The 11,709-nt window shown below is 45.4% G+C and carries 14 protein-coding genes; 1 reads left to right on the top strand and 13 read right to left on the bottom strand.

Going from position 1 to position 11,709, the window contains the following annotated elements:
* The first annotated feature begins 16 nt into the window (after nt 1–16).
* Nucleotides 17–1,276, top strand: a complete 1,260-nt coding sequence (locus AB6E54_RS00240; RefSeq protein ID WP_108209303.1) for an outer membrane protein transport protein — start codon at nt 17–19, stop codon at nt 1,274–1,276.
* Between the two features lie 89 nt (nt 1,277–1,365).
* Here the strand turns inward: AB6E54_RS00240 and AB6E54_RS00235 are convergent, their stop codons facing one another.
* The 13 genes from AB6E54_RS00235 to AB6E54_RS00175 form a co-directional block, all read right to left on the bottom strand.
* Nucleotides 1,366–2,151 (bottom strand): VacJ family lipoprotein, encoded by a 786-nt coding sequence (locus AB6E54_RS00235; RefSeq protein ID WP_017064102.1) that lies wholly within the window; start codon nt 2,149–2,151, stop codon nt 1,366–1,368.
* A 124-nt stretch (nt 2,152–2,275) separates the two neighbouring features.
* Nucleotides 2,276–3,496, bottom strand: a complete 1,221-nt coding sequence (ccmI, locus tag AB6E54_RS00230; RefSeq protein ID WP_136982081.1) for a c-type cytochrome biogenesis protein CcmI — start codon at nt 3,494–3,496, stop codon at nt 2,276–2,278.
* The gene (locus tag AB6E54_RS00225) at nt 3,496–3,987 is read right to left on the bottom strand and encodes a cytochrome c-type biogenesis protein (RefSeq protein ID WP_065583667.1); all 492 of its coding nucleotides are present in this window, start codon (nt 3,985–3,987) and stop codon (nt 3,496–3,498) included. The genes ccmI and AB6E54_RS00225 overlap by 1 nt, the downstream gene beginning before the upstream one ends.
* Nucleotides 3,984–4,535, bottom strand: a complete 552-nt coding sequence (locus AB6E54_RS00220; RefSeq protein ID WP_017060653.1) for a DsbE family thiol:disulfide interchange protein — start codon at nt 4,533–4,535, stop codon at nt 3,984–3,986. The genes AB6E54_RS00225 and AB6E54_RS00220 overlap by 4 nt, the downstream gene beginning before the upstream one ends.
* 5 nt (nt 4,536–4,540) lie before the next feature.
* On the bottom strand, nt 4,541–6,511 hold the full coding sequence (locus tag AB6E54_RS00215) for a heme lyase CcmF/NrfE family subunit (protein WP_136979573.1): 1,971 nt from the start codon (nt 6,509–6,511) through the stop codon (nt 4,541–4,543).
* Nucleotides 6,508–6,990, bottom strand: a complete 483-nt coding sequence (ccmE, locus tag AB6E54_RS00210; protein ID WP_017064106.1) for a cytochrome c maturation protein CcmE — start codon at nt 6,988–6,990, stop codon at nt 6,508–6,510. Before ccmE ends, AB6E54_RS00215 begins: the two co-directional genes overlap by 4 nt.
* The gene (gene ccmD, locus AB6E54_RS00205) at nt 6,987–7,193 is read right to left on the bottom strand and encodes a heme exporter protein CcmD (RefSeq protein ID WP_017060656.1); all 207 of its coding nucleotides are present in this window, start codon (nt 7,191–7,193) and stop codon (nt 6,987–6,989) included. Before ccmD ends, ccmE begins: the two co-directional genes overlap by 4 nt.
* 14 nt (nt 7,194–7,207) lie before the next feature.
* On the bottom strand, nt 7,208–7,948 hold the full coding sequence (locus tag AB6E54_RS00200; RefSeq protein ID WP_017068974.1) for a heme ABC transporter permease: 741 nt from the start codon (nt 7,946–7,948) through the stop codon (nt 7,208–7,210).
* 148 nt (nt 7,949–8,096) lie between these two features.
* Nucleotides 8,097–8,765, bottom strand: a complete 669-nt coding sequence (gene ccmB, locus AB6E54_RS00195; protein ID WP_017060658.1) for a heme exporter protein CcmB — start codon at nt 8,763–8,765, stop codon at nt 8,097–8,099.
* A 1-nt stretch (nt 8,766) separates the two neighbouring features.
* Nucleotides 8,767–9,384, bottom strand: coding sequence for a cytochrome c biogenesis heme-transporting ATPase CcmA (gene ccmA / locus AB6E54_RS00190; RefSeq protein WP_017060659.1), 618 nt, complete (start codon nt 9,382–9,384; stop codon nt 8,767–8,769).
* 278 nt (nt 9,385–9,662) lie between these two features.
* A complete protein-coding gene (locus AB6E54_RS00185; protein WP_017060660.1) occupies nt 9,663–10,175 on the bottom strand; it encodes a DUF2802 domain-containing protein in 513 nt (170 codons plus the stop codon).
* Nucleotides 10,175–10,669 (bottom strand): chemotaxis protein CheW, encoded by a 495-nt coding sequence (locus AB6E54_RS00180; RefSeq protein ID WP_017064109.1) that lies wholly within the window; start codon nt 10,667–10,669, stop codon nt 10,175–10,177. The genes AB6E54_RS00185 and AB6E54_RS00180 overlap by 1 nt, the downstream gene beginning before the upstream one ends.
* A 72-nt stretch (nt 10,670–10,741) precedes the next feature.
* Nucleotides 10,742–11,709, bottom strand: a 968-nt coding sequence (locus AB6E54_RS00175) for a chemotaxis protein CheW (protein WP_372168697.1), incomplete at its 5' end; no start/stop codon positions are given.

Below are 11,709 nucleotides of genomic sequence, written 5' to 3'. Positions count from 1 at the left end.
TTCAGCGAACATAATAATGAAAATGAATAAGACTCTTCTATCTGCCGCAGTGGCAGTTGGACTACTTTCGACTTCTACCGTCACTCACGCGGCAGGCTTTCAACTTGCAGAATACTCAGCAACAGGTCTTGGCCGCGCATATGCTGGTGAAGCAGCAATCGCAGACAACGCTGGTTCACAATGGCGTAACCCTGCCCTTCTTACTTACCTAGAAGGCACACAGGTTTCTGTTGGCGCTATCTATGTTGATCCAAATATTGATATCGACGGTACTTCAACATCAGGCGGCACCTCTACACCTTCAAATTCTAGCGATTTCGCTCATAGTGCAGTAATTCCAAACTTTTATGTTTCTCATAAGTACAATGACAAGTTTGCATTAGGTTTTGCTGCTGGTACCAACTACGGTATGGAAACAGACCTAGGCACAGACTTCGGTGGTGCGAACCACGGTAACGAAGCAAGTGTTACGACAATGGAGCTAAACCTAAACGCAGCTTACCAAGTACTAGAAACCGTTTCTATTGGTGGTGGTATTCGTTACATCATGGCTGAAGGCAGCTTTGGAGCAACGGCAGCAAGTACGTTACCTGTAGGAACTACTCTGAAATATATGGAAGGTGATGACACGGCATGGGGTTGGCAAGTAGGTACAGCTTGGCAAATCAATGAAAATAACCGCTTAGGCTTTACCTATAAATCTGAAGTCGATTTAACTCTTGAAGGTCATGCGAAAGGGTTTGCTTTCAATATGGCAAATCCTAATGCGCACAAACCTGGTTCCATGGATCTTGCACTTCCTGCGACCGCAGAGCTTGCGAGCTTCCACCAATTGACAGAGAAAGTAGCAGTACACGCGAGCGTCAACTGGACAAACTGGAGTAGCTTCAAAGAGCTTGTTGCTGATTTCCCAACTGAATCGGTACCGATCAAGGAAGAAAACTGGGAAGACAACTACCGCTTTGCGATCGGTACAACTTACCAAATGACGCCTAAGTTAGCTCTACGTTCTGGTATCGCATATGACACTTCTGCTGTAAGCGAAGAGCACCGTACTGCGACGATTCCTGAAACGGACCGCACTTGGTTAAGTATTGGTGCTGGCTACCAATGGTCTGAGCAACTAACACTAGACGCTGGTTTCACTTACATCCTAGCGAAAGACGCAAAAATGGTTGAAGATGACGCAAGTTCTGCGCCATTTGGTGGTGACTTCGAAGGTGAAGTGACTGGTAGCATCTGGTTAGTGGGCATCCAAGCGAACTACCGCTTCTAATCTACCGCCCTAAAAGTAGAAAATATTAAAAAGGCTCGATGTTGCATCAACATCGAGCCTGTCTTTTATCGGTTTTCTAAATCGTGTTTCTAGTAATCTTCTAGATAACCATCGATCAAATCTTCTTCTTCAAGGTCGACCTCTTCAGGCTCGATCTCGGCTTTAAAGTCACGACGTTGAATATAAACATCTCGCGTTAACGCATATGGATCTGGCGAGTCATCCAACAGCGCTTCTTGTGACACTAACTGAGCACGAGTTTCCATGCCTTCGAATGCCCACTTTCCTAAGCTAGCCCAGAAGTTCAAGAAAGACAGAGGCACATACATACCATCAACGGTTTCAGTTACTTCACGCGTTGTTATTGGGCCATAACCCGGCACCATGAAGTAGGGACCATTCCCTACCCCGTAATGACCAATCGCATCAGAGAACGACTTATCATCGTATTTGGTGATCCCCGCTTCGCTGGCAATATCGATTAAGCCTAACAAACCAATCGTTGAGTTAATCCAAAAACGATTGAAATGGTCGAGTGCTTTTTCACCATTGCCCATAATAAGGTTATTCACCATGCTTGATGGTTCGTCTAAGTTGGCTAGAAAATTGGATATACCAGAACGTACTGGCACAGGGGTGTAGTCAACATAAGCGAGGGAAACAGGGCGAACTAAATAAGGATCTAGATATTCGTAGTTGATATCCCACATCGCTCGGTTGAAGCCTTCAAAAGGATCATTCGGGTGGGACTCTTCGACGTATTCAGAGGTTTCGAGGTTATCATCGTCAACACTTTCGTCCGGCGCACTTGAACACCCAACCGTTAAGCTTGCGATAAAAAGTAAACTCGAGAGTCTTAAAACACTGACAGACATATCACCTTTTCCATAAGGAATTCAAATAATAAAAAAGGCCAGCAATCGCTGGCCTCAATTGTTTGGCTAAGTCTATACCGTTTATCTGCAAATCGGAATAGCTAACACCTATGCAAAGTGATGATTAATATTGCTTATTGATATCAATGGTAACTGGAGCACCCAGTTCAACCACTTCACTTTCACCGTACCAATCGCCTTCGCGAGTTGAAACGTTGCCGTCTGTATCAAGCCTAGCTCTAACCATCAGTGTTTCAAGGCTAGACAGCTCTTGCCCTTCCAGCATGCTGTTGCCGTCATCTAGCACAACCGTACGAGGGAAAGTCCCTAGTGGGTAGCGTGCCGCTGCGATAGGCATTGGAGAACCATCAGCTCTGTGTACTGACACAATTAACACTGAGTTAGGGTCAGCATTCACGTCTGCAGATAGATCGAGCGTTACAGCAACAGTCTTACCTTGGTCGACACCCATATTGTCGCCCATTTTCTTCTGAGCACTTTCAATACTGCGCGAAAGCATTTCATAGCGACTGTCTTGTGGACCAATCATCTGCTGCATGATGCTCCAGTACTTCACCGCACCTGGGTAGTCTTGACGCTCAAACGCATCAAACGCAAGCAGTGAGAACACACGAAGGTCAACGTAATCGTTTTGAATCAAACGGCTCAAAATCAAACGAGCTTGGTTTTGATCAGCTTCATCAGGAGAAAGCATCAGTGCTTGTGCGAAACCTAACTGAACATCTTCATTCTTAGGTTCAAGCTTGTAAGCTCGTTCCATAGAATCTTTTGCTGTTTCAGCGTCGCGGTTAGCCAGTGCAATACGACCGAGTAGCAACCAACCTGTTGAATCTTTTGGTTGGTAATGCAGACGAGTACGAAGCGCTAGAGTCAAATCTTCCAACTCATCATCCGTTAGTGCACCACCTTCCGATGACATTAGCTTTTTAGACAATTCAGGAAGGTTCGAGCTCACTTCTTGCCAGTGTTGAACTTTGTCCAACGCACCGAACTTAAAGTACATACCATAAGTCACAGCCACGACAAGAATGATCGACGGTACAACCACACCAAGCGTAGAGATTTGAGTCTTCTTCATCTCTTCTTGTGCAGGAACATCATCAAGCAGAGACTGTTTCAAATCAGCGATCAGTTCTTGTTGGTTATCAACAAGACCTTCCTCTGCTTCTACTTCTAACTCGACAAGACGGTCTTTATAGAACGCTTTATTCAACTCGTCGCGAAGCATCTCGTCATTGTTTGCCTTCTTGTTAATGAAAGGCAGAACAATTAAGAAAATTGCCGCTAGCGAAAGGATAATGGTAGAAATCCAAAATAGAGTCATTACTTCTTATCTCCGTCGTTCTCTTCATCGAGTAACGCTTTTAAGCGAGCTTCTTTGTCTGCATCCCAGTCTTTATCTGACTCTACTGCTGCTTTTGATTTTGACTTTCTGCTTCGTAAAATAATCAAACCAAATCCAAACACAACAACCGCAAACGGACCAATCCAAAGGATCGATGTAGCTAAGGTCAGTGGCGGGTTGTACGTTACAAAGTTACCGTAACGAGCAATCATGTAATCAATAATTTCTTGCTCAGACTTGCCGTCTTTTGTCATCTCGTACACTTTTTGGCGTAAGTCGACCGCTAGCTCAGCATTCGAATCACCAATCGTGTTGTTCTGACATTTAGGGCAACGTAGCGTATTACTCAACTCTTTGAACTGCTGTTCTTGATCTACGGTATCAAATTCATGGAACTCGATAGGCGCAGCAGAAACAGTCGCTGAAATTGCGAACGTAGCGAATAGAGTAATCAGTGCCTTTCTAATCATTTCGATTCCTCCAACAACTCTTGATACATCGGCTCAAGCGTCGATGCCCAGTTGGTTGGGTTCACGTCACCAACATGGCGGTAGCGAACTACGCCGTTAGCATCGATTAGGAAAGTTTCAGGCGCGCCATACACGCCAAGGTCAAGGCCTAGCATGCCATTACCATCAAACAGGCTAATTAGGTACGGGTTACCCAACTCTTTTAGCCAACCAACCGCTTTGTTGCGATCATCTTTGTAGTTAAGACCAATGATCTTAACGCCTTGATCCGCAAGCTTGTTCAGGTAAGAGTGCTCTGCATAACAAGTAGGACACCAAGTCGCCCACACGTTAAGAAGCAGTGGCTCGCCTTTAAAGATCGCTTGATCATGAAACTTACCTGGTTGTTCTAAGTCTTCTAGACCAAACTCAGGAACAGGCTTACCAATCAATACGGATTCTAGCTTAGTTGGGTCATCGCCCGACTGGTTGCGCATTAATTGCGTTGCAAAGATTCCAGCTAGAACCATGAACGCAATCAATGGAATGAATAAAATCTTCTTGTTCATTCGAATTAAGCCTCCTGCTCTTCAGCCGACTTTTTGATTGGCTTACGGAAACGGTAACGACGGTCACTGATAGCAATAGCGCCACCAATCGACATAATCAAAGAACCTGCCCAGATCCAACGTACAAATGGTTTGTAGTAGATACGTACAGCCCAAGATTTGTTGTCGTCTAAACGTTCACCCATTGCAATGTAAAGGTCGCGCGTTACGCCACGGTCAATCGCTGCTTCTGTCATCATAGACTTAGCTGTGGTGTAGAAACGTTTTTCAGCGTGAAGCGTGTTGATGTATTTGCCTTCTTTAGTAATTTCAAAGTCAGCAATGTAACCATCGTAGTTAGGACCATCTTTGTCACGAACCCCTGTAAACAGGAAGCTGTATTCTTCAAGCTGGTAGCTTTCACCTGGCGCCAGACGTACATCACGTTCGATGCTGTAGTTTTGCACCATCGCGATACCAATCACTGTCACGGCTAAACCTATGTGACCACACATCATTGCCCAGTGGCTACGAGGTAGCTTAGTTAGACCTTTCAAGAATGTATGACGGTGAGTCGCACGCTCATGCAGCTCAAAGCCGTGCATGAAGATGATCCAGAACGCCATTACCCAACCAGCAAACGCAGTACCACTGAAGCGGTCAGCCAGTAGAGCAACCATTAGCGCACTCAAGCCAAGTGAGAGTGCACCTGAAATCAGCATTGGTTTAACAAGCTTAGACAGGTTGTCACGTTTCCATCGGATCAGAGGACCGATACCAAGCAGGAACGAGAACGGGATCATTAACCAGAAGAACAACATATCAAAGAATGGTGCACCGATAGATACCGAGCCCAAGCCTAACTGTTTGTGAACTAATGGCAGTAGCGTACCTACTAACACAACGACAAGCGCTGCAATCAGTAAGATGTTGTTACCAAGCAGTGCGTTTTCACGAGAAACCAGATCGAAGTTACCGCGAACACGAACCGATGCGCCTTTAATAGCAAACAACAGCAGTGAACCACCGATAACAAAGACTAGGAAACCTAGAATAAACATACCACGAGCAGGATCCGACGCGAATGCGTGAACCGATACCAAGATGCCCGAACGAACTAAGAATGTCCCTAGTAAGCTTAGCGAGAATGCAGAGATAGCCAGCAGTACTGTCCAAGCTTTAAATGTGCCACGCTTCTCAGTTACCGCTAGTGAGTGCATTAGAGCAGTACCAGCCAACCAAGGCATGAATGAAGCGTTTTCTACTGGATCCCAGAACCACCAGCCACCCCAGCCAAGTTCGTAGTAAGCCCACCATGAACCTAGTGCGATACCTACCGTTAGGAATAACCAAGCTGCGATTGTCCAAGGACGCGACCAACGAGCCCATGCCGTATCAAGACGACCACTCATTAGAGAAGCGATTGCGAAAGAGAACGCAACAGAGAAACCTACATAACCCATGTAAAGCATTGGCGGGTGAATAATCAAACCCGGATCTTGCAGTAGTGGGTTCAGGTCACGGCCATCAACAGGGAAGAAAGGCAATGTACGTAAGAACGGGTTAGACGTCACGATAATGAACAGCAAGAAGCCGACAGTAATCAGACCCATGATAGCCAAAACGCGAGCCACAGACTCTTGAGGCATACCACGACTGAATGTCGCTACTGCAACTGTCCAACCCGCTTGGATAAGAACCCAAAGCAGTAATGAACCTTCGTGAGCGCCCCAAACCGCCGTAATTCGGTAGTACCAAGGCAGTTGGCTATTCGAGTTACTTGCTACGTATTGAATCGTAAAATCATTGGTGTAGAACGCGTAACACAAGATAAAGAACGAAATCGCTAAGAATCCGAACATACCCCACGACAACGGTCGTGCGCTGTTCATCAATAATGTGTTATTTCGAGCGGCTCCATACAATGGGAGCACGCTTAGCAGCAATGCAAGTCCCAAGGACAGGATCATCGCAAAATGGCCGATCTCGGCTATCATTGAGCATTTCCTTCTTTTTGTTCAGTCGTGTATTGCAAAGGCTCATGGGTTTTCTTCATTGCTTCCGCAACTTCAGAAGGCATGTACTCTTCATCGTGCTTTGCCAACACCTCAAACGCTTCGATTGTCGTTGCATTTTTAAGCACACCCTGAGCAACAATACCTTGGCCTTCACGGAAAAGATCAGGAAGGATGCCATCGTATAGAATCGTTACTTTAGGGCCTACATCTTGCAAATCAAAGCTTACACGTAGTGATTCATTGTCACGGCTTACAGAGCCGACTACGACCATGCCACCAATACGTAGGCGTTGACCAACTTCAGGTTTTTTACCATCTTTGCCGTTGACCAGCTCAGTTGGTGTGTAGAACAGATCCATGTTCTGGTTAAGTGCGTAAACCATCAATCCAACAGTCGCACTGATACCAAAAAAGATCGCTAAGACAATGCCCAGCCTCTTTTTACGTCTTGGGTTCATAGAGTGTTCTCCATATTTTTTGCTGCATCGATACGAGCTTGACGATCAATCTTAGCTTGTACTTCATTTAGTAATTGCTTACCACGACGAACGCTTACGACCAGTAAAATGATCATCGCGAGGAATGTGATTCCAAATGCACTCCAGACATACGAGGCATAACCTCCCATGGCTAAGAAATCACTCAAAGATTCAAAATACATAATTACCTACCCTACTACGCTTTTTCAGCCGCAAGCTTGCGAACCCATGGACGGTGACTTTCTTTACTGATGATTTCGTTACGGAAACGAATCATGGTTAAAGCGCCAAAGAAGAAAGCGAAGCCGAAGATGTTAAGAAGAAGCGGCCATAGCATGTCACTTGAGATCGAAGGTTTTGCGAACTTAGTAATGGTCGCGCCTTGATGAAGTGTATTCCACCACTCTACAGAGAAGTGAATGATAGGGAGGTTGATGACACCAACGATAGCCAAAATGCCTGCCGCTTTCGCTGCTGTTTTTTGGTCGTCAAAAGCGTGGTGTAGTGCGATCACACCCAAGTATAGGAATAGAAGAATCAGCTCTGAGGTTAAACGCGCATCCCAAACCCACCAAGCACCCCACATTGGTTTACCCCAAACTGCGCCAGTTAGTAACGCAATGAAGGTAAACACAGCGCCAATCGGTGCCATCGCCAGTGCGGCCATGTCTGATAGCCTTACCTGCCATACCAAACCGATAAAGGCAGCTATCGCCATCGACATGTAAACGCCCATCGACCAGATTGCAGACGGAACATGGATGTAGATGATACGGAAGCTATCGCCTTGTTGGTAATCAGAAGGCGCAAATGCAAGCCCCCACACGGTACCGACGGACAGACACAATAGCGCTAGGATCGAAAACCATGGCAAAAGTTTACCAGCAAGCTGATAAGAGGTTTCTGCTTTGGCATAGGGATGGAGCCATTTCCACATGTTGTAATCTCACTCTTACTTCATATTGCTTACAGCTATTAAAGCTATAATTATAATAATTTTATTTGTCTTGCTTTCAGTTTTATTGACTCTATGAGTCCAATCGACACATTTGGTTCACATTGGCTATACGATAACGGAACCCCAATCAGTTCACACTTACTCTAAGTGCGGCACTGATCGCAAAAGGCGTCATAGTCATCGCACCCATTAACATTGCCCCAAGCACCGCCAATTGACCGTTGTATGCAACGCCCAAAGCCGCAGCGTCAATTGCTGACGTCGCGAAGATTAAAATGGGGATGTAAAGCGGCAAGATTAACAGGCTTAACAGGACTCCGCCCTTCTGTAACCCAACGGTTAACGCAACACCAATCGCACCAATAAAACTCAATGCGGGTGTTCCTACCAGCAAGGTCAACACAACTGAGAGCCATGTATCAAAATCTAAAGACAACAAAACAGCCAATAATGGGCTGATTAAAATCAATGGTAACCCGGTCAACAACCAGTGTGCTATGACTTTGGACAATACTACCAACTGCAACGGGATTGGCATCAGCATCATCTGTTCAAGGGCGCCATCTTGAAAATCATCACGGAAAAGACGCTCTAAAGAGAGCAATGCAGAGAGCAAAGCGGCCACCCAAACAATACCCGCAGCAATACGCGCAAGTAGGTTTGGCTCTGGGCCAATACTCAAAGGGAAAAGCGTGATAACAATGATGAAGAACCACAAAGGGTTAAAGATATCCGCTTGACGTCGAAACGCGATAAGCAGTTCGCGTCGGATAATCGTGGTCATTGAAGAGATCATATTACTCACCCAACTTTATTTTTCTTAGTTTCGGGCTATCAGCAAACATATCTTGGTGTGTGGTTAACAACACAATGCCACCGTTGTCTGCATGCTGAGAAAAAAGAGATTCGAGAACTTTCACGCCCTGCTTATCAATGGCAGTCAGCGGCTCATCAAGAATCCACAACATTTGCTTGCTCAACCACAGGCGAGCCAACGCAACTCGGCGTTGTTGGCCTGCTGAAAGTTGCCCCGCAGGTACGTCTTCTCTGCCCGCAAGCCCGACTTGAGCCAGCGCGTGGTAAAGCTCTTCTTTGCTGGTACCGCCACTGTGAATCGACTGATAAAAGCTCAGATTCTCATAAGCACTAAGCTCGCGCTTTACGCCTGTTTGGTGACCAAGAAAAAGTAAATTTTGATGATAAACATCTCGACTCGATTCAATAGACTCACCGTCCCAAGAGATAGTGCCGTCATCGCGATCGCCTAAGCCAGTAATAATCCTAAGGAGTGTCGTTTTCCCGGTACCGTTACGACCTTCAACTTGAACCAGCTCACCTGGTTTCAATTGAAAAGACAACGATTCAAACAGAATCCTGTCGTCACGAATAGCAGTTAAATTTGAGACTTCTAGCATAGGTAAATTTAGTCGAGTAATGAGAGCGCTATAGTAGCACACCAACATGGTGACAAAACAGGACTAGGCGTTTTCGATAGAACAAAGTCGGTAAGAAACTGTTACCACCTCATCACAATTTACACATTTTCATCAACAAACAAGATATTGTCGTAGATACAAGCACTTATAAACATCGTTCTATATAGATCGGACAGGCATAAAAAAAGAAGCCGAAGCTTCTTTTAAGAGGAATACGTAATAAACATCAATTGCTCAATACGAATTAAGCGCTCAATTTAACGACGTCGAGGCGGGTCTCTGCGATCGCGAGAGGCATCGGGTTGCTGATCGTACGATGAAGGGTCGCTTCGTAATGAAGGAATTTTCTCTTTACCAGCAAGCTTGTTCTGCAGAGACATCATCAGCTCAGCTTCTGCTTTGGGTAATTCACATTCTTCAATTAACTCGTTAATCCCAGCGCCAAGCTGAACCATTTTCGTTGCACGTGTGTACAAACGTCCATCGGTATCCGCATGTTCCAGCTCAACAATACGTTCATTCAAATGTTTGATAAGATCTTGTTGTTCAGTCACTTTCTGGCCAAGGCCAACCACAACAGAGCGAACCTCAAGTAATTGCTTACTCGATTTTTGAAGCTCTTTGTCCAAGTTACGAACTTGCAGGCGTGACTGATCGAGCTGCTTTTGAATCGCACGTTTTACTTTGCTAATCAAAATCAGGATAAATAACGTAAAAACCCCAACGCCTGATATCAGAGCGACAGGGCTTAAAGGAAGCGCTTCAAACATTACAGGTGAGCCATCTCATCCCATTCGTCTTCGCTTAGTAGTTTGTTTAGATCTACTAAGATAAGTAGCTTGCCATCTCGGTTACTTACACCTTGGATGAACTTAGCACTTTCATCAGTACCAACACTTGGCGTTGTGTCGATTTCAGAAGAACGCAGGTAAACCACTTCAGCAACGCTATCTACTAGAATGCCAATTACTTGACGCTCAGATTCAATAACGATGATACGAGTGTTGTCTGTGATTTCACCTTGCATCAAACCAAAGCGAGAACGAGTGTCGATAACAGTAACAACGTTACCACGTAGGTTAATAATACCTAGAACGTAATCTGGAGCACCCGGTACTGGAGCAATTTCGCTGTAACGTAGTACTTCACGTACTTGCATTACGTTGATGCCGTAAGTTTCTTCTTCTAGCTGGAAAGTCACCCATTGAAGTACTTCATCATTCGTTTGCTCTTTTCTTACTTCAACTTCACTCATATGAGACATAGATAATCCTCTTGCCGTCGTTACCGACCACTATTATTAACTTGATGCTTATTGTTAGCCCAATGCTTATTACTAGCTTAATGCTTTTACATCTAGCCCTGCGTTTAGCATGGCGATTAATGCTTCAACATGAATCAAAGCACACATTTTTTCTTTTACCATACCAGCGAGCCATGGGCGTTTCCCTGCCATTTCTCGCCAACGTACTTTGTCTGTATTAAGTAGCTCGGTGCCTTTGAGCTCTGTGCCCGCCAGGCCCCACAAGCTCTCTCCAAGCATCACTATATATTGATAGTTTTCTTTGTATTCGTCACCTGATAGTTTCTCAGACATCACCCATTTTGCGGTGTCGACCACATCTAGCTGACTATCACGGTTGGTTTGTAAACCCAAATACCAAGCTGGCTTACCAATGATATGACTTAACTCTTCAAGGCGATGGATGCCGCCAAGCTCATCAAGTGGCACCGCAAAGGTCACGCCGTTTACATCAAAATACAAGACTTGAAAGTCTTCTTTGCGAACCGTACTTTCCCAAGAGGTAAACTGGTCAGCACCTCCTGCTTGAGTTTCGGGTTCAATAACTGTCTCGGGATCAGGAACGTCAAGTTCAGGCTCAACAGCCTTAACTTCTACTTGTTCCGTCTCCAACGATTCAGCTTGTAACTCTTCAATTTGCTGCGATTCAACAGGTGGCTCTAAAACAATTGATAAATCGGGTTCTGGAAGATTCCAATCCTGAATCTCTGGCTCTTCGAACACTTGAACAGACTCAACCGCGGCATCAAACATTTGCATGTCTGCTTGCTGGGCGATTTTCTGGGTGTTCTGATCCATCAACTCATCAAGGTTCAGTTCATCAACAACATTGGTCGCCTCTAAACGGCTGAGTAGTTTCTGAACATCTTCAAGGTTAGGAACCTCAAACTCAGCCGCGCGTATTTCTGCGTAGCTAGAGTGGTGACTCGAAAATTGGCGCTCTGGCTCTGGCTCTGGCTCTGGCTCTGGCTCTGGCTCTGGCTCTGGCTCTGGCTCTGGGC

Source organism: Vibrio sp. 10N.247.311.49 (genome assembly GCF_041467655.1).
Taxonomy (GTDB): domain Bacteria; phylum Pseudomonadota; class Gammaproteobacteria; order Enterobacterales; family Vibrionaceae; genus Vibrio; species Vibrio crassostreae_C.
This window is presented reverse-complemented; position numbering and strand designations above follow the sequence as displayed.